A 25063-nucleotide genomic window follows, 5' to 3' on the forward strand; every position below is an offset into this window, starting at 1 on the left:
TTGTGATTTTCTAGGCATTTTAATTAACTCAGATAGTTTTTCTCAAACACCCCTGGTGGCATCTGCTTTATCTGAAACTCTATCATGTGGTTAAAAGCCTCAATCAGTGGCCTAAACTCGTTTTCTGGCTCAAGGAGCGACAAAATATGATAGCCAGCCTCAACAGTCGACAAACTGTTGTCACTTGGCGCTTTGCGGATACGGTAGTTGCCTTGTAGGTCATCAGGTAAACGTATCAAAGGAAGCGAGTGAAGATTGGTCGATAACTGCCAAATTTTATAGGCTTTTTTCCATGTACCATCAAGTAAGATAATGCGTATCTTGGTGCCTTCAGTCAGCTTCTCGGCGACTTCAGTATGCGCTAACGCCCCTTCTCCTGGATAGAGTACAAAGTGATGACACTGAGCTTCATTCAGCAAAGCATTGAGTTCAGCGTGCTGCGAGAAATCTTCGCCTTCAAAGCAGTAACTGTTGGCCAGCGACAATTTTAATATACGTGCAGTGCCCATAGGTCTGGTCGTCTCGCTGTGATGCTGTAGAATAACCAGCTCAACATTTGATGTTAAGCTTTGTATCCACTTACATATACAAGCTTTGAGTGACTTTCCACATTGAGAACAATATCGGGACATAGTGTGCGCTTATTTCTTCTGTTAATCGCTATCAGTTTAGTGTGCTTGGGTCTGCAATTCGATCCCTTAGCGTCGCAAGTAAATTGGCATCGCTACTGGATTAACCAAGGCCAATGGTGGCGAATCCTAACAGGAAATTTCACTCATACCAACTTTGCTCACCTCACGATGAATCTGGCGGGTCTATGGGTGATTTGTTTCGTTTTTAAGCCAACGGCCAAGAGTTTAGCTCTCATATTGATTGCGACTAGCCTTTGTATTGGTATTCTCAATTTGTTTACCACTATGAATGGCTATGTCGGACTATCAGGTACATTACATGGCATCTTCGCCTATTTCGCCACCTTAGAAGCCCTACAAGAGCGTAAAAGCAGTTGGCTATTGGTGGCTGGTGTGATGCTTAAAGTGATGTGGGAACTCACCATGGGAGCCGCCCAGTCAACCAGCGATCTTATCAACGCACCGATTGCCGTTGAAGCTCACTTATTCGGTGCGCTGTCTGGCTTGGTATTCGCTCTGATGGTCTATTTCATCAAGAGAAAATCCCAACCTCTGACCACTGCGTAATAATTTGGTTGATGTTCATCGTCAAAGGGCTCAGAATGGCGCCCTTTTTCACGCATAACCAATGTGCGTGAATATTACGCATTTATTATACAGAGTACACACTATGGGTTTTACCTCCTTAGGCCTTTCTGCCCCGATTCTCAAAGCAATTGAGGAACAGGGTTACGACAAACCATCTCCAATTCAGGAGCAAGCTATCCCTGCCGTACTTAACGGTCAGGATGTCATGGCAGCAGCGCAGACAGGTACAGGTAAAACAGCCGGTTTCACTCTTCCTATCCTTGAACGCCTAGACAATGGTACACGAGTAAGGGGCAATCATGTCCGTGCGTTAATCTTGACGCCGACTCGTGAGCTGGCTGCACAAGTTCAAGAGAATGTATTCAAGTACAGTCGTTATCAGAAACTGACTTCCACCGTTGTGTTTGGTGGTGTGAAAATTAACCCTCAAATGATGAAGCTTCGTAAAGGTAGCGACATTGTTGTGGCTACGCCAGGACGTCTACTCGACCTTTACCAGCAAAACGCGATTAAGTTTGAGCAGCTTGAAGTTTTGGTTCTTGATGAAGCCGACCGCATGCTTGACATGGGTTTTATCCGCGATATTCGTAAGATCCTAAATTTACTACCAGCAAAACGTCAGAACTTACTGTTTTCGGCCACCTTTTCACCAGAGATCCGCGAACTTGCAAAGGGATTGGTAAACAATCCAGTCGAGATTTCGGTTAACCCTGAAAACTCGACAGCAGTGACCATTGAGCAAAGCATCTACCCAGCAGACAAGCGCAAAAAAGCACCGATGCTAGTCAAACTGATTAAAGATGGCGACTGGAAACAGGTGCTGGTGTTCTGCCGTACCAAGCATGGTGCGAACCGTTTAGCGCTGTTCCTCAATAATGAGAACATTACAGCAGCCGCTATTCACGGCAACAAAAGCCAAGGCGCACGTACTCGAGCACTGGCTGACTTTAAATCCGGTGATATCCGAGTTTTAGTTGCGACAGATATCGCCGCACGTGGTATCGATATTCCACAGCTGCCACAAGTTGTTAACTTTGAGCTGCCCAATGTCTCCGAAGACTACGTTCATCGTATCGGTCGTACAGGTCGTGCAGGTGAAGTAGGCAAAGCGATCTCTTTAGTAGAAGCGGATGAGGCGGGTGATTTATTTGGTATTGAACGTTTGATTCAACAAGTACTGCCGCGTTTTGAGCTGGAAGGCTTTAAACCGGTTAACGAGTTGCCAGAATCAAAACTAGATACACGCCCTATCAAGGCGAAAAAACCCAAGAAGCCTAAGACTGGCCACCAAGATGGTCAACGCTCGGGAGATAATGCCCGTGGCAATAAGCCAGCAAGCAAAAATAAACGCCATTTCGGTCATAGTAAGCCAAGTGGAGAAAGCAAACCTACTAACGTTAAGCATGGCGAAGGAAAAGCGAAAGGTCGTTCTGGCAGCAGTAAGCCATCAAACGGTAAACCGTCTAACCGACGCCCTAACCGCGCAAAAGCACCTCGCAGTTCTGCATCAAGCCAATAGCAGGCTCATCGTTTAAGGCTAAACGACTCCGTTTAGACCACTGAAGTGAGTTAAAAAAAGCGCCATTTGAGATAGGCGCTTTGATTCTGCATGATTAGTCATTTAGATGATTGGGCGCTGGCCACGGTCAATCAACTTCATCAGAACGTTGTCAGCCGCCTCTCCGGCAAGACCTGCAAGCTTTGAGGTCAGCTTCTTCTTCTCTACATAATGAATGGCTAGTACGGTTTTATCCTTGCACGCTTCAACGACAATGTCATCTGACGTTTTAATCTCATCAACCAAACCAAGTTTATAGGCTTGGGTACCAAACCAATGCTCGCCCGTCGCGACTTTATCTAACTCTAATGCAGGACGACGTTCACGGATAAAATCTTTAAAAAGATCATGCGTCTCTTCTAGCTCTTGCTTGAATTTCTCGCGTGCTTTATCTGTGTTTTCTCCAAACATAGTCAGCGTGCGCTTGTATTCGCCGGCCGTCAGTTGCTCATATTCAATATCGTACTTTTTCAGCACTTTATTGAAGTTTGGTAACTGGGCAATCACGCCAATAGAACCGACGATGGCAAATGGTGCTGAAACAATCTTATCGGCGATGCAGGCCATCATATAGCCCCCGCTTGCCGCGACTTTATCAACAGCAATCGTCAAAGGAAGTTTTGCTGCCTTGATACGATCCAGTTGAGACGAAGCAAGGCCGTAGCCATGTACCATGCCACCACCAGACTCTAATCGTAGTAACACTTCATCACCTTCACGGGCTACAGCTAAAATCGCCGTCACTTCCTCACGCAGCGAAGCCACTTCTTTAGCATCAATACTACCTTTAAAATCAAGGACAAACAGATGAGGTTCACGTTTGCTATCCAGTTCACCCTCTTTTGATGCCTTCTTAATCTCTTTTTCGCGTGCTTTATTCTGTTCTTTCTCTTGCTTCTTCTCAGCCTTATCGCGAGCCTTGATGAAAGCGTCGTCATGTAAGTAATGTTCTAGCTGTTCAACGGTATTTTTATGCTGCTCTGTTAAGTTGGTGATTTCGAGTTCACCCTTGGCAGCACCACTTTTTCCGCTCACTGCTTTAGCAATAACCAATATCGCAATCACCGCGACTACAACAGTCACAATCTTGGCCAAAAACAGGCCATAGTCCAACAAAAATTCCAATGTGAGATCCCCAAATGTGCGAATTAGTGTATTGTAACCACCAAGTTATGGATTCATAAAGCAGAACATTACAAAAGGATACACATCGTGGAATATGCTGTTTCTTCAGATGCCCTGAAAGGTAAAGTCATTCTGGTGACTGGCGCAGGTGCCGGCATCGGTAAGCAAGCGGCGCTCTCTTATGCAGAGCACGGCGCTACCGTGATTTTACTTGGTCGTACAGTGAAAAAGCTGGAGCAGACTTACGACGAAATCGAAGCGGCTGGTTATCCTCAACCAGCGATTATCCCGCTTGATATGAAAGGCGCGACTAAACAAAACTACCTCGATATGGTTGATACCATTGAGGGTCAGTTTGGTCGTTTAGACGGTGTTTTGCACAATGCCAGCTTACTCGGTGTCATTAGCCCATTTGATCAGATCGGTGAAGACACTTACGACGATATCATGCAGGTTAACGTTAAAGCGCAATTTCTGATGACTCAAGCTGTGTTGCCTCTACTGCATAAATCGCCAGATGCTCGCATCATTTTTACCTCATCAACGGTTGGTCATAGTGGCCGTGCATTCTGGGGAACTTATGCGATGTCCAAGTTTGCGACTGAGGGGATGATGCAGATCCTTGCTGACGAATTGAGCGAAAGCAACATTCGTGTCAACGCCATCAATCCAGGTGCGACTCGAACAGGCATGCGTGCTAAAGCTTATCCTGCTGAAGATGCAGACTTGCTAAAAACACCTCTCGATATTATGCCGCTCTATCTGTACCTGATGTCAGCAGAGAGCAAGTCCGTAAACGGTGAGTGTATCGACGCACAACCAAAACGATAAACGTAAAAAACTATTTTACATTGCAATCAACGCCTTGTGGTCTGTTTCTAATCGCACAAGGCGTTTTTTTATCCATTTAAATCTCTCTCCTCTTGCCGTTCATACTCAATAAATTATACTGTACATATATACAGGTAAATTATTATGTATGAATTAATCGAGCATCTGAAGAAAAAACAGTGGCTTTGGTCAGGAATCCAAACACCTGAACACCACGATTACTACTCAACAGGCTATGAACTCTTGGATCAAAAGCTCGAAGGTGGCTTTCCAAAATATGGCGTCGTCGAGTTACAAAGTGAGACCAGCATTGGTGAATTACGCCTAGTGCTGCCACACCTGAAAAACACCAGCCAAGATCGATTATCTGTCTTCATTCAAGCACCGGGTTACTTATGTGCTGAGCAGCTTCATCATTTGGGCTTAGACACGAATAAAGTCCTGATGATCTCCCCTCGCAACCCGCACCAAGCATTATGGGCGGCTGAACAGTGCCTGCGCAGTGGCGCGTGTAGCAATGTGTTGCTTTGGCATACTGAGCTTGAAGTTCACCAAGCCAGACGACTGCAAGTCGCAAGTGAACGTGGCAACTGCCTGCACTTCGTCTTTAAAAGCGTAGCAAAAAGTCTCTTTTCTCTACCTGTCAGCTTAAGTATGACATTGCTGCCCCACCCGCTTGGTATTGAAGTGACCATCACTAAACGCAAAGGAGGCTGGCCACAGGGCAGTTTCGTCATCGATATGAGTGCAAGTTGGCCAAGTTTAACCCTGCAACCTAAAGCACCCGTCGTTATCCCATTCCCGATCCGTCAACAAGGCTAACTATGCAAAGTTGGATCTACCTTCATTTCCCAACCTTGCAGCTGGATGCATTATTTGCAGAAAACAGCGCATCACCACTGGCGATTGTTGAATCAAGCCACTTTAAAGTGGTGCAATGTAACCAAGCGGCTCTCGACGAAGGTATTCAGCTAGGTATGGGGTTGGGCAGTGCCAGTGCTTTGTGCCAGAAGCTACAAGTTCACCCTTACGATCCGAAAATCGAACAGCAATCGTTGCTCAATATTGCCCAATGGCTTTATATGGTCACATCTGATATTTGCTTATTTCCTCCGCAAGGCGTGTTATTGAAAGTTACGGATATGCTGTCACTCTACGGAGGGTTGAACGCCTATTGGCAACGGGTCTCTCACCATCTTGAAAAGTTACAGCTTAACTATCTGTACTCGATCGGATTCTCGCCATTCTCGGCCATGCTGTTAGCCAAATCAGGTGTCGCACTACTGACGCTCGATAAAGAGAAAATTATCTCGGCGATGGCCCCTTTTCCGCTCTTCGCTACTGAATTAGAGCACAAGCAAGTTGAAAAACTGCAACGAGTTGGAGTGACGACCCTTGAGCAGCTTCTCGCCTTACCGATGCAAGAGGTCGCTCGTCGTTTTGATATTGATCTCGTCAACTACGTAGGACGTCTGATGGGGCAATTCAAACATCCTGTCACGTTTTATCACCCCCCTGAACATTTTGAATGCTATCAAGAACTTCTGTTCGACATCGAAAATGTCCAATGGCTAGAAAAACCTTTAACCAAACTACTCGATAAACTCGAATGCTTCCTGACGCTACGCAATCAAGTGGGCTACGAGCTGGCACTGCGGTTACATCAACGCGATAAAGAAGAGTGCACAGTCAGCTTTTATTCCGCTAGTGGGGATTATCTCACCACACGATGGCTGACTCTTTGTCGCCTAACAATGGAGTCAATCAAACTGGAGGCTCCGGTTCAAGGATTAACCTTGCGTCTCATTCGCGCCGGAGAGCTTGAATCCACCAGCGCCGATCTCTTTAACGGCGTGCAAGGCGAACAGACCGAACTGGAACTGATTGGTCTTCTGCAAGCGAAGCTAGGTAATGAACACGTGCGTAAAGTCGCTCACAGCCATGATCCTCGTCCTGAAAAGTCGACCTTTCTCTGTGACCCAACTCTACCAATCCCTATACGTCATATCAGTTATCGCTTACGTCCGAGTTTATTGTTATATAAACCCGAGCCGTTAATGGAAAAGATTGCCATTATTCAAGGTCCTGAACGTCTCGTTACTGGCTGGTGGGATGGCGATGATATGACCCGTGATTACTTCGTTGCTCGCAGTCACGCAGGACGTTGGCTATGGGTATTTCGTAATCAGGATCACCAGTGGTTCGTCCACGGGATGTTTAGCTGACGAGTGTTGATATGGCTTACGCTGAACTGTTTTGTCAAAGTAACTTCTCTTTTCTTAGCGGCGCTTCGCATGCTGAAGAGTTGATCTTACAAGCGGACTTTCTTCGCTACCACTCGCTGGCTATCACTGACGAGTGCTCTGTTGCGGGAGTCGTCCGAGCTTATAGCGCCAGCCAACAGCATAATCTTAATATTAAGCTGATTATAGGCAGCATGTTCTGGCTCAATGACGACTGTCAGGTCGTTCTGTTATGCCCCAACAGAGAGGCCTATGCAGAGCTTTGTCGAATTATCACCAATGCTAGGAGACGTTCTGAAAAAGGCAGCTATCAGCTGTCAGAATGGGACTTGATGTCGGCTAAGCGTTGCTTGCTCATCTGGCTTCCTTGTCATAGAACCACTGACAATAAGTGGGGACATTGGCTCACTCAGCATCACCGACATCGACTTTGGGTTGGCGTACAGCGTCATCTTAAATCCGATGACAAACAATACCTAGAACACTGTCAGCAACTCGCCACTCACCATCAATTACCCATTACCGCTTGTGGTGGCGTATTAATGCATACCGCGACTCGTTTACCACTGCAACACACTCTGACTGCAATAAAGCACGGTTGTAGCGTGAGTGAATTAGGTGAACAGCGATTAACAAACACCGAACGAACGCTACGCAGTCAGGAAAAGCTCACTAAGTTGTTTAAAGCTGAATGGTTGCAAGAAAGTATAGCGGTTGCCAACCGCTGTACCTTCAGTTTAGGAGAACTTCAATACGAATATCCAAGCGAGCTGGTCCCCGATGGACACACGCCGATGAGTTACCTAACCAAGTTAGTTGAACATGGTAAAAAGCTGCGCTTTCCAGATGGCGTTCCAAGTGATATCGAAACGACGATTAATAAAGAGCTCGCACTGATCGACGAGCTTAATTATCCATTCTATTTTTTGACCATTCATGACATCGTCATGTTCGCCAAAAACAACCATATCCTCTATCAGGGTCGGGGTTCAGCCGCCAACTCAGTCGTCTGTTACTGCTTAGAGATTACCTCTGTGGATCCCAGAAAAATCTCCGTCCTGTTCGAACGGTTCATCAGCCGTGAACGCGATGAGCCGCCGGATATTGATGTCGATTTTGAGCATGAACGACGCGAAGAAGTCATCCAGTATATTTATCAAAAATATGGTCGCGAACGTGCCGCACTCGCCGCCACGGTCATTTCGTACCGTTTCAAAAGCGCCGTGCGTGATGTAGGTAAAGCGTTGGGAATCGAAGAGAGTCAGTTGGATTACTTTATCAAAAATATCAATCGCCGCGACCGAGCTCAGGGATGGCAAGCTCAGATAGTGGAGCTTGGTCTTCAACCAGACTCGCTAAAGGGGGAACAGTTCATCTCGTTGGTGAATGATATTCTTGGTTTTCCACGTCATCTCTCGCAACATGTGGGCGGTTTTATTATTGCCGCAGGGCCGCTATATGAGCTCGTCCCAGTAGAAAACGCATCGATGGTAGACAGAACCGTTATTCAATGGGATAAGGATGATCTAGAGTCACTGAAACTGTTGAAAGTAGACGTATTAGCACTGGGAATGCTGACTGCGATTCGTAAATGCTTTGACCTCATTGAACGTCTCCACCACCGTACACTCACCATCGCGGAAATCACCCGGCGTCAGGATGATAGCCAGGTCTACCGCATGATTCAGAAAGCCGATACTGTCGGTGTGTTTCAAATCGAATCTCGGGCACAAATGAGCATGCTACCACGCTTAAAACCCGCCTGCTATTACGATCTCGTCATCCAGATTGCCATTGTTCGTCCTGGCCCGATTCAAGGTGACATGGTTCATCCCTACCTAAAACGCAGAAATGGCGAAGAAAGTGTCGAGTACCCATCACAAGAGGTGCGCAGCGTACTCGAGAGGACTCTCGGTGTGCCTATTTTTCAGGAACAAGTGATTAAAATTGCCATGGTGGCTGCGGGCTTCAGTGGGGGTGAAGCGGATCAACTTCGCCGTGCTATGGCCGCGTGGAAAAAGAGTGGTGACTTAGTCAAATTCAAAACCAAGCTGATAGAAGGCATGCTCGCCAGAGGCTATAAGATTGAGTTTGCTGAACGCATCTTCGCTCAGATACTTGGATTTGGTGAATACGGCTTTCCAGAAAGTCACTCAGCCTCTTTTGCAGTACTTGCTTATTGCTCGGCATGGCTCAAGCATTACTACCCTGAGGCTTTTTATACATCGCTTCTCAATAGCCTGCCGATGGGTTTTTATAGTGCCTCACAACTCGTACAAGACGCTCGTCGCCATGGTGTTCATATTTTGCCAGTCTGTGTGAATGCCTCACAATACGATCACCACGTCGTTTGTGAACAGGGGAAGTGGGCGATTCGGCTTGGACTCAGACAAATCAAAGGCTTCAGCACTCAGAGTGCTAAACAATTGCTCCATGCCAGAGCCGAAACGAGATTTACTCATATCAATCAACTTAAACATATTGGTCTCAACCAACGTGATCTTGAGCTGCTAGCATCCGCCAACGCCATGCATAGTCTAAGTAATAATCGCTATCAGACCCGCTGGGCAATGATGGACACTCTCTCTGAGCTCCCTCTATTTCAGCATATGCAAGAAGCTGAACTCCCCACTGTGAATGTACCTTCCGAAAGTCAAACTATCCTTGAAGATTATGCCGCGACTGGGCTATCTCTTGCCAAGCATCCTATCACTCTATTGGATGAAAGTGGTGTTCTCGGTCGCTTTACTCGTATGCGTGATTTGGCACAGAAAGCACATCAGTCTTTAGTCACGGTGACAGGTGTCGTAACGGGGAAACAGTCACCTGGCACCGCCGCAGGAGTGACGTTTTTCACGCTCGAAGATGATACAGGCAACATCAATGTCGTGGTTTGGAAAGCAACCTCACGGGCCCAAAAAGCCGCCTATTTGACCGCAAAGATCTTGCAGGTGAAAGGGATTCTAGAGAAAGAAGGGGATGTTCATCATGTTATTGCCGGCCGTTTGATCGATATGACCGATAAGCTGCAAGATTTACGCAGTAAATCGCGGGACTTTCACTAAATTCAACGATGTAAGCCCATTATAAATTAAGCAAAAAGGGAGCAATGCTCCCTTTAATCAATACAGATATCGATAGTCTCTATTTATTCAATACATCGCGCAGACGATCTTGCGCCACTTGAACCAATAAGTCCGGCTGGAACTTAGAAATAAAACGGTCACAGCCTACCTTTTTCACCATGGCATCATTAAAACTGCCACTGAGAGAAGTATTGAGTGTGACAAAAAGATCTTTCATTCGGGGATCACTACGAACTTCATGAGTCAGCTTATAGCCATCCATTTCTGGCATTTCGGCATCTGTGATCATCAACAACAGGTCTTCAACGACGTTCTTACCTTCGTCGCACCACGACTTAAGTAAATTGAGCGCTTCTAAGCCATCGCGACATTCAATAATATTCAGGCCAAGCTGTGACAAAGTACCACGCACTTGAGTACGTGCTGTCGAAGAATCATCAACAATCAGAACGTTGCGACCAACCATCTCGGTCACCAAATCGTGATCAAGAACCCCTTCCGAGATAGAAATGTCATAGTCAATAATCTCAGCCAGCACCTTCTCGACATCGATGATTTCAACGATATCTAGATTGTCACCACCTTTAACATGCGTGATCGCCGTTAAGTAGTTTGCTCGTCCTGCGGTTTTTGGCGGAGGCTGAATTTCCGTCCATGCGGTATTAACGATGTTGCGCACCTGACCAACCAAAAACCCTTGTATGGTTCGGTTATATTCCGTGATGATCAGATTTTCTTCTTGATTCTCTAGACGAGATGGAGGAAAACCAATTGCGGCACGCAAATCAATAACAGGAACGGAGACACCACGAAGAGAAGCAACGCCGGTGATATGGTGATGCGAACCGGGCATTTTGGTCAACGGTGGAACCTTGATCACTTCACGTACTTTGAATACGTTGATGGCGAAAACCTGCCTGCTATTCAAGCTAAACAACAGAAGCTCTAGGCGGTTTTCACCCACTAGATTAGTTCGCTGATCAACGGTATTTAAAACTCCAGACATACTACTTCTCGACCGATGTGTATATAACAAAAGTAGTCTATAGCAAGACTAACATAAAAATAAACCCATATATCATTCAAGATTATATGGGTTTACTAGAAAGATAAAGGAACTACAGCTCAGAAACTACTATCCTTCGATAACCTTCATCAACAATAGACCATCATAAAGAGCTTGCTTGATTAATGCCGCTCCTGGCATCGTCGCCTGCTTATAGAAACGTGACTCTACGAGCTCTAAGTCTTGGTGATACACGGGTAAGCTTTGCTCTTCAATACAAGTTTGAATCGCAGGGTAAAGTACTTCTTTCGCTTGGTTAATCACCCCACCAATCAACACCTTTTCTGGGTTGAAGAGGTTAATCACAATTGCAATCGCAGAGCCAAGGTAACGGCCAAGTTTTTCAATCACATCAACAGCGAGCGGGTCGCCATTTTCAGCCGCTTCACAGATATCTTCTACGGTGATCTCTTCTATTTCCGACAGGGAAGAAGCTTCGCCCTGAGCGATACGCTGGGTCACCTCCCCCCTAATTGCCTGAGAACTGGCAACCGTTTCTAGACACCCACGGTTTCCACAATGACATAACTTGCCATTGGGATCGATTTGGATATGACCGAGTTCACCAATATTGCCATGACGCCCTTGCAGTACGCGTCCATCCAGCACAATCCCCGCACCTAAGCCGTGGTGAATAGAGATCAGAACCGAATTCTCATTATCTTGCGAATGACCGAACAGCTTCTCAGCTAAAGCCCATGCGCGCGTATCGTTGGCAATAAATACTGGCAACCCCGTCGCCTTGTATATTTCTGGCCCTAACGGCAGATTCTCAACATTGTAGTGCGGCATCTGCAACACTATCCCCTGCTCAGAGTTAACGAGACCTGGCAAAGTAATCGCGATACTGGTTACGCGATCTAACTGCTCTGAGTAGGTTTGAAAAAACTCATCAATTTCATGAAGTAAGCGAGCGAGAACATCATCTTGGTCCACTTCATGGATATCGATTTTGGTGTCGATTAGAACGTCCCCACCCAGCTCATGCAAAGCGATTGTTAAGTAGCCACGTCCAAGACGCATAGATAGGAACTGCCAACCTTCATTGTTGACTTGCAAACCAACAGCAGGACGTCCACGACTGGTCGCTTCTTGAACTGTGGTTTCATGAATAAGATGCGCTTCGATGAGCTCTCGGGTGATTTTGGTAATGCTAGCTGGCGCCAGCTCACTCTGTTTGGAGAGGTCAATCCGCGAAATAGGTCCTTTTTGATCAATAAGTTTATATACGCGGCCAGCATTGACCTGCTTGATATGATCAATATGGCCGGGTTGAGCCATGTACATAGAGTGCTCCAAATATCAACAACTCGACAATTTTTTTACTTTGCGAAGTAATTGTGAAGAGCTTTGATAGATTGCCGTGACAAGTGTCACGTATAAACATGATTCTTTGTGTTCCTAATCAAATAGCGAAGGATTTATCACAAATCGATTCGCATTTTTTTGCGTTAATAAATATCTCTTCAATCACCTTTTCACAGACCGACATCGAATTGTAATGTGATTTATTAGCACAGATTTTACTCAGGTATATACTTATAGCTAACCTGACGTAAGTACGGAAAAAAGCACAGGTGCCGCACGTTAACGAGTACGCGGCAAAGTCAAACCAAGGAGATCCGAATGACTGCAATCCAAAGAAGAACAAAAATTGTCTCTACTCTAGGACCTTCTACCGATCAACCCGGCATGCTGGAAGCAATTATCGAAGCTGGGGTCAATGTAGTACGGATGAACTTCTCGCACGGAACCGCAGACGATCATCGTGAGCGAGCAACACGAGTTCGTAACATCGCTGCAAAACTGGGCACTCATGTCGCAATTCTGGGAGACCTTCAAGGCCCAAAAATTCGTGTATCCACATTTAAAGAAGGCAAAATCACCCTCTCTATCGGCGATATTTTCACTCTCGACAGCGCCTTACCTCCGGGTGAAGGCAATAAGGATGCAGTCGGTCTTGACTATAAAGAACTACCAAACGATGTCTCGACAGGCGACATTCTACTGCTTGACGATGGCCGTGTTCAGCTACAGGTCATTGCTGTTAACGGTACAGAAGTCCGTACCAAAGTTATTATTGGTGGCCCGCTATCAAACAACAAAGGGATAAACAAAAAAGGCGGTGGTCTCTCTGCTGAAGCGCTCACAGAGAAGGACAAGAAAGATATCAAGCTCGCAGCCGAAATTAACGTTGACTACCTTGCGGTTTCATTTCCTCGCAACGGGGAAGATATGAAGTATGCCCGCAGACTCGCGACCGATGCAGGGCTACAGACCCGTCTCGTCGCCAAAGTGGAACGTGCCGAAACAGTAGAGAGTGAAGCTAACATTGACGACATCATCATTGCTTCGGATGCGGTGATGGTTGCGCGTGGTGATTTAGGGGTCGAAATTGGTGACCCAGAGCTTGTGGGTGTTCAAAAACAACTTATCCGCAGAGCTCGAGCACTCAACCGAACCGTTATCACGGCGACGCAGATGATGGAGTCGATGATGGAAAACCCAATGCCGACTCGTGCCGAAGTAATGGACGTAGCCAATGCGGTCTTAGACGGCACCGATGCCGTTATGTTGTCAGGTGAAACCGCTGCGGGCAAATACCCACTAGAAACCGTTCGCTCGATGGCAGAAGTCTGTTTAGGGGCAGAGAAAATGTCCGCTGTAAACCGTTCTAGCTACCGAATGGAGTCCGTATTTGAGACAGGGGAAGAGACGATTGCGATGTCAACAATGTTTGCAGCAAACCACATGCGTGGAATCAAAGGCATTGTGACACTGACTGAATCCGGTCGTACCGCGCTTATGATGTCTCGCTTGAGCTCGGGGCTACCAATCTTCGCTCTCTCACGCAATGAAAGTACGCTTAATTTATCGGCGCTTTATCGCGGCGTATTCCCTGTCTTCTTTGATGATAAGTCAGCGACGGGGCTCGCCACGGCCGAAGCCGCTGTCGCCACCTTGAAGCAACGTGGATTATTAGACGATGGTGACCTAGTGATTATTACTCAGGGGGATGTGATGGACGTAGTTGGTTCAACCAACTGTATGCGTATCTTAGCTGCATAACAAGTCAGCACTCTGCAACCGTTAAGGGAGCGTATCAGCTCCCTTATTTACATACGACGGCAAGTTTGTCAGTACACTGAGAAAACGCTTCTACAAAACGAAATCCAGCGTCTAAACCCGTCTGGTAGTCATGCAGCAGATCTTCTCTCTCACTCATTAGTGAACTCGATTTCAGCGCTTGTTCGGGCCTAATTTGGATAACAAAACAGTCATCAGGTGGCGAATGCAAAAACTCTTGGGTCAACGAATAGGTTTGGTAGTGCACCATCAGCATATCCGCTAAGCCTGAATCAAACTTGTCCCCTAACAAATGGCTAAGTCGATAAACATCATCCGCCCCAAATAGCCAACGTCCACCATTTAGTGATTCAAGATGTTTATGCTCTATTTTTTCCCGCTTAGCACGCTCAACCTGCGCGGCGAAAAACAGGTGCCAATCGTGTTTCCAGCGTCCAAACCTTTCCTGAAAATGACCATGAATGAGATTAAACGAATCACGTAACCACATATTTTCCAATTGCTGAGTCTCAACAGGAGGCTTATCTAATAGATCATCACCTTCAGTCCGAATGACAACGATGCAACGCGCCTCTCTGCGCCACGCCTCCTGGACGGGTATCGAAGCAGAAACACCCCCATCGACATACTCGCCGTGAGGAAACTGTACTGGTTGATGATACAAGCGAGGAATCGCACACGTGGCTATGAGCACCTTTTTCCAATCTTCTTGCAACATTGGTAGGTAGTGGTCAAACAAACGCTCAGTATCGGTTACAGCGGCGTAGGCATGCCGATTTGCGAGTACCCTTCGGCCTAAATCTATATCTAGCCGGTACGGATAGTCGCTAATCTTATCCAAAGCCCAATCTAAACCAAGATACTGCTTACGACGAATATAACGAAACAGGTGAAAAAACTCAGAGTCAGTCGTCAGGTCGAGAATAAACGAGCGGCCAATACCTCTTTGGCGGCATAGGAAAGCGCACAAGTTCAATGCACCAGCCGATGTGCCATAAAAGGAGTGAAAGGGATCAAAATTGGAAAGGAGAAATGCATCAAGAACACCAGAGGTAAAAATCCCTCTTTGGCCGCCTCCCTGAGCAACCAAGGCATTGTTACCGCCAGTGTACTTTTTGAGCCTTTCAGTATCGAGTTGTACAGCAGCGTTGGTGATAACACCGCAGTTTTTCATCGAATGGCTACGCCGTCATAACAGCAGTAACAGCAAATCCGAGAAGAACAGCAAATACTGTCACTGTAATGATTAGGGCAAACTTCAGATCGTGTTGCATAGACACCTCCTTTATTGTGTAACAAAGTAATAACATCTATGTGAGCCATCTTCAATTAATACGTATTTTTTGTGTGGCATTATGATGTTAGCGTCACAATTAACGCATTACTGATCGGGAAAGAGGCTATAAATGAAACTCAAACATACCATGCCAATACTGTTACTTGTGACCAGTCCGGTGGCCTTTGCTGAGATACACATTTCACCTTGGATTGGCTACACCGCGGGAGGGAGTGTTGAAGACCAAGCTCAGAACAAGCTCGACTTAACCAGCTCACCAAGCTTTGCCCTGTCCATTGAAAGTGATATTGACAACGGTCGCATTGGGCTATTCTACAGCCAGCAAAATAGTGAAGTGGAAAACATCAACCTCAACTCATCCATCCACTACTTGCATCTGCAAAGCAGCATCTACTATCCGGTCGAGGACAAAATCTCAGCTTACTTGGGTATCGGGCTTGGAGCATCGTATATCAATGCAGATTGGGTTAAAGACGAAGTAGGGTTTTCAGCGAGTATCTTTACGGGAATTGAATACCGAGTGTCGGACTCACTTGCGCTTAACACTCATATTCGTTGGCTAGGAACGGTCGTGGATAACGAAACCACTGGAATATGCCAATTCAACAACAGTAGTAATGACTCCTGCGTGATTAAATTCCAAACAGATTGGATGAACCAATTCTCCGCAAATCTTGGGATTAGCTGGCGCTTTTAGTCGTACACCGATACATCTTCAGAGCATGAAAATAAGAAAGGAGGCTAATGCCTCCTTTTAATCAGTATGGGGATAGATTAACCGTGGTTACGAATCCACTCATCCATTTCTGTTTTCAGGTTGTCAGACTTAGTACCGAAGATAGCCTGAACACCACCTGCTACAACGACAACACCTGCAGCGCCTAGCTGTTTTAGTTTGTCTTGGTCAACAGCTGCTGTGTCTGCAACGGCAACACGTAGGCGAGTGATACATGCGTCAAGACCAGTGATGTTAGCTTTACCGCCGAATGCAGCAACAAGTTCACCAGCTAGGTCAGAACCAGTAGCAACTGAAGTCTCTTCTGTTTCATCTTCACGACCAGGAGTCTTAAGATCCATCGCTTTGATAACTGCGCGGAATACCACGTAGTAGATTGCAGCGTAAACTAGACCTACAGCAACCATCAGACCCATCTTCTGAGAGTTACCAGAAAGAACTAGGAAGTCGATTAGACCGTGTGAGAATGAAGTACCGTGTACAAAACCTAGAGTGTTAGCAACAACGTACGCAGAACCAGCTAGTAGAGCGTGAATTCCGTAAAGCACAGGAGCAACGAATAGGAATGAGAACTCGATTGGCTCAGTGATACCTGTTAGGAATGAAGTCAGTGCAGCAGAAGCCATGATACCCATTACTTTCGCACGGTTCTCTGGTTTAGCAGAGTGAGCGATAGCGATAGCAGCAGCTGGTAGACCGAACATCTTGAACATGTAACCACCCGCTAGCTGACCGAAGCCATTGCCCGCCGCACGAGAAGCCTCATCAGCCACTAGGTAACAAGTAAGTACGCCGTTTTGAGTTTCGCCAGCAGCGTTAACACAAGTACCTGCTTCGAAGAAGAATGGTACGTTCCATACGTGGTGAAGACCGAATGGGATTAGTGAACGCTCAACGATACCGTAGATACCGAATGCAACTTGTGGGTTTTGGTGAGCAGCCCAGTCAGAGAATGATGCGATAGCACCACCGATTGGAGGCCAAACAACTGAAAGAACGATACCAAGACCGATCGCAGTAAAACCAGTGATGATTGGCACAGCACGTTTACCAGCGAAGAAACCCAAGTATTCTGGAAGTTGGATCTTGAAGAAGCGGTTGAATGCCCATGCAGCAACACCACCTACTAGGATACCACCAAGAACACCAGTATCGATTTTCTCAACACCCATAACACCAGCCATTACGCCTAGTGTTGCAGTCATGATGCCGTAACCAACGATTGCAGCAAGACCAGCTACACCGTCGTTGTTAGTAAAGCCAAGTGCCACACCTACTGCAAACAGTAGTGCCATTTGACCAAATACTGAACCGCCCGCTTGTTCCATCAAATTCGATACGATATCTGGAATAAAGCCTAGGTCGGCAGCGCCTACACCTAATAAAATACCTGCAACTGGTAACACCGATACTGGTAGCATCAGAGCTTTACCAACTTTTTGCAGGTTAGCAAAAAGGTTCTTAAACATGTTTATGCTCCTGAAAAATTATAAGAATTATTGGGCTCTAACGGCACACCCCCGTAGCCTTAAATGTTAGCACCCAAAGAAAATGTAACCACATATGACAGTATATTTTCTGCCTCTAAATATATATTGTTGGTAATCAAACTTTCTAGCGAGTTACGAAATTTAGTTTCAAACTAATATATAGATCACAATCCAAAAGCTGATTTGAAATGGATTTAATCTTAATAACATCTTGTTTTTATTGATAAAATTAATACCACTTATTAATTTCGACGGGTAAATAAAATAGATACGGTTGTTATTTCATGTAACAAAATTACAACCCGTACATTTTTAGTTCTCATCTTCAACATATTTAGTAAACAAGGCTAAAAAAACGGTAGCACGTGATCTTGGACACAAAAAAAAGGAGCTTGCGCTCCTTTTTCGTACAAATCTCATTTTCTATCTCAAAAAAAGATTCCTGAAGTTTTCGCTGGTTTTTTGCCCAACCTCACCGAGTGAACACCCTTTAAGCTGTGCAATGTAGGAAGCCACCTCCACTACATACGCTGGTTGGTTCTGTTTACCTCGATGAGGAACGGGAGCTAAATAAGGTGAGTCGGTCTCAATAAGCAGCCTTTCAAGTGGTAAAGCTTTCACAACTTCTTTCAGCTCGGTGGCTTGGCGAAAGGTCACAATCCCAGAAATTGATATATAAAAACCCATTTCCATTGCGGCTTGAGCGAAAGGAAGATCCTCAGTGAAACAATGAATAACCCCACCACATTTTTCCGCATGGCCATTCGCCAAAATATTCAATGTATCCTGACGTGCATTGCGAGTGTGGATAATGAGCGGCTTGTTCAGCTTTACCGCCAACTCAACTTGCTGCTCAAAGCGCAGCTTTTGAAGTTCTGCGGTCTCAGGCTGGTAGTGGTAATCAAGACCCGTTTCACCAATAGCCACAACTTTGGGGTGAGAGGCATATTCATGAAGTTGATCGAGTGCGAAATCGCTTTCAACATCGAGAGGATGAACACCACAAGATGCATAGACATTATCGTATGGTTCAATCAACTCAATCATATTAGGAAAAGAGTCAAGCGTAACACCAACAGACAGTAGATCAGTCACATTGGCCGCTTTCGCCTTAGCAACCACATCCTCTATACCATTGTGTAGCTCTTGATAATCTAATTTGTCTAAGTGACAGTGAGAATCTACGAACATATGTCCCCATTAAATTTGAACAGCCAATCAAGAATAAGCAACTCAGCATTTAACCCAGAGTGTAGTCTAAGCTGCTCTATGAGTTTGATTAATTCCTCAGTCTGTGTATACAACTTCTGATAGTCCACTAGCTGTGCTACTTGAGCAGCCCCAGGTGTAAAAGACGAGGTGTGCAAACCGTAGTGAACCTTTTGTGCATCTGCAAGCAGATACCATACCCAATTCAGTGATTCGCTAGGCTCTTGAGCAAGATCTTTAGCCAATTTGACAACATCCCCTTGCTGTCGGCATAGAGCAAGAAACTGCGATTCGAGCTCAAGATAGTGACTCACTTTACCCTGTTGAACAAACGTCAATGTCGCGAGAGGCGCATTACCATTAATATGGGCAGCATAAGCAGGCACTTCACCAATCGACTGTTCGCTTAACCATTTGGCAACCGATTGAGATTCAGGAGCGGCCAAGTGCCACTGCTGACAACGGCTAGTAATTGTTGGTAATAGTGAATGTGAACGATGTGTTACCAGTAAGAACATACAGCTCGAAGAAGGCTCTTCTAACGTTTTAAGCAGGGCATTCGCCGCCGACTCATTCATCGCTTCGACAGGATAAATAACAAACAACCTTGCCCCAGATAGCTGTGACGATTCCTGCGCGAGTCGATTACATTGGCGAATCTGCTCGACAGTGATCGTCTTGCCCTCTTTTTCAGGCTGGATGATGTGATAGTCAGGGTGGCTTTTAGACTCCATCAACTGACATGAGTGGCAAAACCCACAAGCCTCAGCGGGATAGTTTTGACACATCACAGCCCGACTAAACTGCTCGATTAGTTGCTCGATACCCATCCCTTGTTGCGCGACGACAAGAGACGCGTTAGAAAAACGGTCAGTTTGCAGATTTGCCTGCCACTCCTGCCATAAGTCAGCCAGCCAAGGATAAAGTTGGTTCATAGGCTACGCGTTCACCCAATCACTTAACACGGCAGAGATATCCGCAGCAACCTTTGCAATAGCTTGCTCTGCATTGATAATCACAACAGAATCATCTTGATCAGCAATTTCCAAATAGCGTTCGCGTGTTCTGTCAAAAAAGCTCATGTCCATTTTTTCAATGCGGTCAAGCTCACCGCGCCCTCGAGCACGTTCTAAGCCGACACGAGGATCGAGGTCAAGATAAAGCGTTAAGTCGGGTTTGAAATCTCCCAAGGTAGTTTTTTTAAGGGCCTGCATGGTTTCATGAGGAATCTGACGGCCACCACCTTGATAAGCTTGAGAAGACATATCATGACGGTCACCAACCACCCAGACACCATCAGCAAGGGCTGGTTTTATCACATTCTCAACCAATTGAACTCTGGCTGCATACATCAATAGCAGTTCCGTCATGTCCTGCAACTCTTCACCTTGGTGCTCTTGTTTCACAAGGGTACGAAGTTTTTCCGCCAATGCGGTACCACCAGGCTCACGTGTCTGCTGAATACGCTCAATCCCCGCCTGTTTGAGAGTTTCTAGAACAGCTTGAATCGCCGTGCTTTTACCAGCCCCTTCTAGGCCTTCGATAACGATGAATTTTGCGTTTTTCATTTGTTACTTCTTAATTGTTTTAGATACGCTTGAACAGCGCGGTTGTGTTCAGCCAATGTTTTAGAGAAAACGTGACCACCCTTACCGCTTGCGACAAAATAAAGATAGTTGCTATCTTCAGGATTCAACGCAGCGGCGATGGAGGCCTCACCAGGCATAGCGATCGGTGTTGGCGGCAATCCAAAAATGGTATAGGTGTTATAAGGTGTCGGAGTACGCAGATCTTTTTTGCGAATATTGCCGTCGTACTTGTCTCCCATGCCATAGATAACCGTAGGATCCGTTTGTAGTCGCATACGTTTATTGAGGCGATTTATAAACACTGCGGCAACACGTTCACGCTCCGATTCAACAGCCGTCTCTTTCTCTATAATAGAGGCAAGAATTAGAGCCTCGTACGATGTTTTAAGGGGTAAATTCGCCTGACGTTTTTCCCAGTGCTCATCAAGCACTGCCTGAAGCTTAGCCGCAGCTCGCTTGATAATATCAAGATCGGACGCACCAAATGTGTAGTGGTATGTTTCTGCGAGTAGCAAACCCTCAAGCTTTTGATGTGGTAAACCCACTAACTCCGCGATTTCGGCCTCACTGAGTCCCATTAACTGGTGTTCTAAGTATGGCGATACTTCTAAAATTTCTCGCCACTCTTTGAATGTAGAACCTTCGACAAAAGTGATCGCAAACTGATGCTCTCTACCTTGTTTAAATTGCATCAAGACTTGCTTAAGATCAAGGCCAGGCTCAAGAAGGTAGGTTCCTGCCCTAAGCTGGGTGAGTTCGGGATGAAAACGGCGTACGAACTGAACCATATCGCTCGTTTCTATCAAATCAGCTTTAGTTAGATTAGCCAAAACACGATTAAAACTCGTTCCTGATTCAATCGTGAAAATTTTGGCTTGTTCGATCTTTATAGGTTGATCCACATAGTGTTGAACCTGCTTGGCAACATAGAAGTAGCCAGCCGCAGCGAGTGCGACTACCAATAGCAGAAAAAGAGTGATTTTTTTAATCACGAGTTAACCATCTCCTGAATTCGTTTAGTTATTGTTCCTATTGCAAACGTCTTTTCACCTATCTGGTTTACCGGTGCAACACCAAGAATTGAGTTGGTGATAAATACTTCGTCGGCGTCTAGCAGATCTGTCAAAGCGAAGTTGCCGACTTCGATTGCGATGCCATTCGCCTTGGCCCACTCCAAGATGACCCGTCTCATCACACCCGAAACCCCCGACTTAGAGAGATCAGGAGTACATAACTGGTTACCGCGAAGCCAAAACACGTTTGCCATGGTAGTTTCTATGACATGATCATCGATATCGAGTGCAATACCATCAGGTAAATGAGCGCCATCCATTTCGGCTTTCAGTAGCACCTGTTCAAGACGATTGTTGTGCTTATGCCCAGCCAATAGTGGGTTGTGTCCAAGCCGCGTAGTGCATATACCGAGCGACAATCCTTGCTCTAGCCATTGTTCATAATGAGGCGGATAAATAAAGTCGCTAATAGTAACATTTGGTGAGTCCACTTGAGTAGGGCTATATCCCCTGCCCCCTTCGCCACGACTAATATGGAGTTTGATACCAGCCCTATGATCTGATCTCACCACTCTGTCCAACCACTGCTCTACCTGCTGCCAATCAGGATGAGGGATTTGTAACAAGTCCAAGCAAGCGTTCATGCGATCTTTATGATATGACCAGTATTGAATGGTACCATTTCTTGTCAGCATAGTGGTAAAACAGCCATCGCCGTATTGGAATGATCGATCGGTTAAAGAGATAAAATCAGAGGGACTGCCGTTAACCAAGAACATGTCACTTCCTTATATTTGTCTGGCATCGAAGCGCGTGAAAATCTTGGCTTATTAAATAACAAAACGGCTTAATGCCAAAGCATTAAGCCGTTTTAAACCAGAAAAAGTCTAATTAGATCTTTTTGAAGACTAACGAACCGTTAGTACCGCCAAAGCCGAACGAGTTACAAATTGCATACTCCATCGATACTTCTTTAGCTGTATGAGGAACAAGATCGATATCTAGGCCTTCCTCTGGATTGTCTAGGTTGATTGTTGGTGGAACAATCTGATCAACAAGCGACATTACAGTAATGATAGCTTCAACCGAACCCGCAGCACCAAGTAGGTGACCAGTCATCGATTTCGTTGAAGACACCTTAACTTGTTTAGCACCCTCTTCACCTAGAGCGCGCTTAACGCCTTTGATTTCTGCCACATCACCTGCTGGAGTTGATGTACCGTGAGCGTTAACGTAGCCTACCTGAACACCAGTAATACCAGCATCACGCATCGCGGCTTCCATTGCTAGCGCACCACCTGAACCGTCTTCACTAGGTGAAGTCATGTGGTAAGCGTCACCAGACATACCAAAGCCAACAAGCTCAGCATAAATCTTCGCACCACGCGCTTTGGCGTGTTCGTACTCTTCAAGCACCATCATGCCTGCACCGTCACCGAGAACGAAACCATCACGGTCTTTATCCCAAGGACGAGAAGCTTTTTGTGGCTCATCGTTACGAGTTGACAGTGCTTTCGCTGCACCAAAGCCTGCCATGCCGAGTGGCGTAGACGCTTTTTCAGCACCGCCAGCAACCATTGCATCAGCATCACCGTATGCAATCATACGAGCTGCATGACCAATGTTGTGAAGGCCAGTAGTACACGCCGTCGAGATCGCGATGTTAGGACCGCGAAGACCACGCATAATAGATAAGTCACCTGCAACCATGTTAACGATGGTTGATGGAACGAAGAATGGGCTAACTTTACGTGGGCCTTTTTCAACAAGAGCAGTATGGCCTGCTTCGATGAGATCTAGACCACCGATGCCTGAACCAATCGCTACGCCTACACGAGGTGCATTTTCTTCGTTGATTTGTAAACCAGAGTCATCTAAAGCTTGGATACCAGCTGCAATGCCGTACTGGATGAATAAATCCATTTTACGCGCATCTTTCTTAGACATGTATTCAGTACAGTCAAAGTCTTTCACTAGGCCCGCAAAGCGAGTTGAGAAATTTTCGGTATCAAAGTGTTCAATATTTACAATACCACTTTGACCAGCTAGCAAGGCTTTCCAAGATGATTCTACGGTGTTGCCTACCGGTGACAACATACCCATGCCAGTGACAACAACACGACGCTTGGACACGATTTTATTCTCCGGAATTGAAATGATTCTATGGAAGGATAGAAGTGTTAAAAAGAACACAGGCGGCCAGAAGGCCGCCTGGGAGAGATATTACTGAGCGCTGTTTACGTAGTCGATTGCAGCTTGAACAGTAGTGATTTTCTCAGCTTCTTCGTCTGGAATCTCAGTGTCGAATTCTTCTTCTAGAGCCATTACTAGTTCAACAGTGTCTAGAGAATCAGCACCTAGATCGTCAACGAATGAAGCTTCGTTTTTAACTTCAGCTTCGTCTACACCTAGCTGCTCAACAATGATTTTCTTTACGCGTTCTTCGATGTTGCTCATTTTTTCTTTTCCTTTACAGATTTCGCCTAATGCGATGATTCCGTAGTTTATTCGAACTACTGAAAGTTGCAAGAGGGACCTTGCTGGTCAAACCACAATTTTAGCGATTTTAACCGAAATTCAATACATTTTTGACTTAAATCATGCACAAATCTTGCGCATGTTCTCGTCATCAACCACAAACTATAGGCTATTTTTATGACAATAAGTAGCCTAGTTGACGACAAATCGTGCAAATTCACTTAGCTGGCAGAAATTTGAGTGAAAATTAATGAAAAAGTTCATCTTTTCTGCCAGGAAAGCGTTTTACACCATGTACATGCCGCCATTTACATGCAAAGTTTCGCCAGTAATGTAAGCTGCTTCTGGAGAAGCAAGGAATACTACTGCTGAAGCAATCTCACGTGGATCACCTAGACGACCAGCTGGAACGTTCGCCAGTGTGGTTGCGCGTTGTTCATCGTTTAGCGCTTTCGTCATATCAGTTTCAATGAAACCTGGAGCAACCGTATTCACCGTTACACCGCGTGAAGCCACTTCACGAGCCATCGATTTAGTGAAACCGATAACACCCGCCTTTGCCGCTGCGTAGTTTGCTTGACCTGCATTACCCATAGTGCCAACAACAGAACCTACGTTGATAATACGACCTGAACGCTTCTTCATCATACCGCGCAGTACCGCTTTAGACATACGGAAGATTGGCGTTAGGTTAGTGTCGATGATGTCATCCCACTCAGAGTCTTTCATACGCATTAGTAGGTTATCACGAGTGATACCAGCGTTGTTCACTAGAATGTCGATTGCACCGAACTCGTCGTTAATAGTCTTAAGCGTTGCTTCAATTGACTCAACGTCAGTTACGTTTAGTGCGAGACCTTTACCATTTTCACCAAGGTACTCGCTGATCGCCGCAGCACCACTTTCAGACGTTGCTGTACCAATAACGGTTGCACCGCGCTCAACAAGCAGTTCAGCGATAGCGCGACCAATACCACGACTAGCACCAGTTACTAGAGCAATCTTGCCTTCTAGGTTCATCATGTTCGTTATTCC

General features: G+C 45.8%; 23 protein-coding genes. 8 read left to right on the forward strand and 15 right to left on the reverse strand.

The window, feature by feature from the left end; all coding sequences use genetic code 11:
* Positions 1-23 precede the first annotated feature (23 nt).
* The gene (locus ACQEXR_RS03935; protein ID WP_427019780.1) at positions 24-632 is read right to left on the reverse strand and encodes a tRNA-uridine aminocarboxypropyltransferase; all 609 of its coding nucleotides are present in this window, start codon (positions 630-632) and stop codon (positions 24-26) included.
* Positions 633-635: 3 nt separating this feature from the next.
* Between ACQEXR_RS03935 and rrtA the strand changes: the two genes are divergently transcribed.
* Positions 636-1199, forward strand: coding sequence for a rhombosortase (rrtA, locus tag ACQEXR_RS03940; RefSeq protein ID WP_427019781.1), 564 nt, complete (start codon positions 636-638; stop codon positions 1197-1199).
* Positions 1200-1302: 103 nt separating this feature from the next.
* Entirely contained in the window at positions 1303-2739 is a 1437-nt protein-coding gene (locus ACQEXR_RS03945) for a DEAD/DEAH box helicase (RefSeq protein WP_138970817.1), read from the forward strand.
* A 102-nt stretch (positions 2740-2841) separates the two neighbouring features.
* On the opposite strand, the gene sohB is transcribed toward ACQEXR_RS03945, so the two are convergent.
* Positions 2842-3903 carry a protease SohB gene (sohB, locus tag ACQEXR_RS03950; RefSeq protein WP_138970812.1) on the reverse strand — a complete coding sequence of 354 codons (1062 nt, stop codon included), beginning with the start codon at positions 3901-3903 and terminating at the stop codon, positions 2842-2844.
* 87 nt (positions 3904-3990) lie between these two features.
* On the opposite strand from sohB, the gene ACQEXR_RS03955 reads away from it, so the two are divergent.
* The 4 genes from ACQEXR_RS03955 (at position 3991) to ACQEXR_RS03970 (ending at position 10042) form a co-directional block, all read left to right on the forward strand.
* On the forward strand, positions 3991-4734 hold the full coding sequence (locus tag ACQEXR_RS03955) for a YciK family oxidoreductase (protein WP_269376015.1): 744 nt from the start codon (positions 3991-3993) through the stop codon (positions 4732-4734).
* A 144-nt stretch (positions 4735-4878) separates the two neighbouring features.
* Positions 4879-5556: a translesion DNA synthesis-associated protein ImuA gene (gene imuA, locus ACQEXR_RS03960; protein WP_427019782.1), complete on the forward strand. Its 678-nt coding sequence runs from the start codon at positions 4879-4881 to the stop codon at positions 5554-5556.
* Between the two features lie 2 nt (positions 5557-5558).
* The gene (locus tag ACQEXR_RS03965; protein ID WP_427019783.1) at positions 5559-6959 is read left to right on the forward strand and encodes a Y-family DNA polymerase; all 1401 of its coding nucleotides are present in this window, start codon (positions 5559-5561) and stop codon (positions 6957-6959) included.
* Positions 6960-6970: 11 nt separating this feature from the next.
* Complete coding sequence (locus tag ACQEXR_RS03970; RefSeq protein WP_427019784.1) at positions 6971-10042, forward strand: error-prone DNA polymerase; 3072 nt, start codon at positions 6971-6973, stop codon at positions 10040-10042.
* 79 nt (positions 10043-10121) lie between these two features.
* On the opposite strand, the gene ACQEXR_RS03975 is transcribed toward ACQEXR_RS03970, so the two are convergent.
* Entirely contained in the window at positions 10122-11069 is a 948-nt protein-coding gene (locus ACQEXR_RS03975; protein WP_138970807.1) for a chemotaxis protein CheV, read from the reverse strand.
* A gap of 129 nt (positions 11070-11198) precedes the next feature.
* Positions 11199-12416 carry a sugar metabolism global transcriptional regulator Mlc gene (mlc, locus tag ACQEXR_RS03980; RefSeq protein WP_269376020.1) on the reverse strand — a complete coding sequence of 406 codons (1218 nt, stop codon included), beginning with the start codon at positions 12414-12416 and terminating at the stop codon, positions 11199-11201.
* Positions 12417-12755: 339 nt separating this feature from the next.
* Here mlc and pyk point away from each other — a divergent pair, with 339 nt between their 5' ends.
* Entirely contained in the window at positions 12756-14198 is a 1443-nt protein-coding gene (pyk, locus tag ACQEXR_RS03985; protein ID WP_138970805.1) for a pyruvate kinase, read from the forward strand.
* Positions 14199-14241: 43 nt separating this feature from the next.
* Here the strand turns inward: pyk and ACQEXR_RS03990 are convergent, their stop codons facing one another.
* Positions 14242-15390: a patatin-like phospholipase family protein gene (locus tag ACQEXR_RS03990; RefSeq protein ID WP_427019785.1), complete on the reverse strand. Its 1149-nt coding sequence runs from the start codon at positions 15388-15390 to the stop codon at positions 14242-14244.
* Between the two features lie 7 nt (positions 15391-15397).
* Positions 15398-15490, reverse strand: a complete 93-nt coding sequence (locus ACQEXR_RS03995; protein ID WP_138970803.1) for a YnhF family membrane protein — start codon at positions 15488-15490, stop codon at positions 15398-15400.
* A gap of 132 nt (positions 15491-15622) precedes the next feature.
* On the opposite strand from ACQEXR_RS03995, the gene ACQEXR_RS04000 reads away from it, so the two are divergent.
* Positions 15623-16210, forward strand: a complete 588-nt coding sequence (locus tag ACQEXR_RS04000; protein WP_138970802.1) for an outer membrane protein — start codon at positions 15623-15625, stop codon at positions 16208-16210.
* A gap of 77 nt (positions 16211-16287) precedes the next feature.
* Here the strand turns inward: ACQEXR_RS04000 and ptsG are convergent, their stop codons facing one another.
* The 9 genes from ptsG to fabG form a co-directional block, all read right to left on the reverse strand.
* Positions 16288-17718, reverse strand: a complete 1431-nt coding sequence (gene ptsG / locus ACQEXR_RS04005) for a PTS glucose transporter subunit IIBC (protein ID WP_269376026.1) — start codon at positions 17716-17718, stop codon at positions 16288-16290.
* A gap of 444 nt (positions 17719-18162) precedes the next feature.
* Positions 18163-18930 carry a TatD family hydrolase gene (locus ACQEXR_RS04010; protein WP_138970800.1) on the reverse strand — a complete coding sequence of 256 codons (768 nt, stop codon included), beginning with the start codon at positions 18928-18930 and terminating at the stop codon, positions 18163-18165.
* Positions 18921-19883, reverse strand: a complete 963-nt coding sequence (gene holB, locus ACQEXR_RS04015) for a DNA polymerase III subunit delta' (RefSeq protein WP_427019786.1) — start codon at positions 19881-19883, stop codon at positions 18921-18923. Before holB ends, ACQEXR_RS04010 begins: the two co-directional genes overlap by 10 nt.
* 3 nt (positions 19884-19886) lie before the next feature.
* Complete coding sequence (tmk, locus tag ACQEXR_RS04020) at positions 19887-20516, reverse strand: dTMP kinase (protein ID WP_138970798.1); 630 nt, start codon at positions 20514-20516, stop codon at positions 19887-19889.
* Complete coding sequence (mltG, locus tag ACQEXR_RS04025) at positions 20513-21529, reverse strand: endolytic transglycosylase MltG (protein ID WP_427019787.1); 1017 nt, start codon at positions 21527-21529, stop codon at positions 20513-20515. Before mltG ends, tmk begins: the two co-directional genes overlap by 4 nt.
* Positions 21526-22329 carry an aminodeoxychorismate lyase gene (pabC, locus tag ACQEXR_RS04030; protein WP_427019788.1) on the reverse strand — a complete coding sequence of 268 codons (804 nt, stop codon included), beginning with the start codon at positions 22327-22329 and terminating at the stop codon, positions 21526-21528. The genes mltG and pabC overlap by 4 nt, the downstream gene beginning before the upstream one ends.
* A 112-nt stretch (positions 22330-22441) precedes the next feature.
* Positions 22442-23683, reverse strand: a complete 1242-nt coding sequence (gene fabF, locus ACQEXR_RS04035) for a beta-ketoacyl-ACP synthase II (protein ID WP_427019789.1) — start codon at positions 23681-23683, stop codon at positions 22442-22444.
* Positions 23684-23773: 90 nt separating this feature from the next.
* Positions 23774-24007 carry an acyl carrier protein gene (gene acpP / locus ACQEXR_RS04040; protein WP_004406112.1) on the reverse strand — a complete coding sequence of 78 codons (234 nt, stop codon included), beginning with the start codon at positions 24005-24007 and terminating at the stop codon, positions 23774-23776.
* Positions 24008-24313: 306 nt separating this feature from the next.
* Positions 24314-25048 (reverse strand): 3-oxoacyl-ACP reductase FabG, encoded by a 735-nt coding sequence (fabG, locus tag ACQEXR_RS04045; protein ID WP_331418293.1) that lies wholly within the window; start codon positions 25046-25048, stop codon positions 24314-24316.
* Positions 25049-25063: the final 15 nt, after the last annotated feature.

The sequence above is a fragment of the Vibrio sp. TRT 2004 genome (assembly GCF_050113735.1).
Lineage (GTDB): Bacteria > Pseudomonadota > Gammaproteobacteria > Enterobacterales > Vibrionaceae > Vibrio.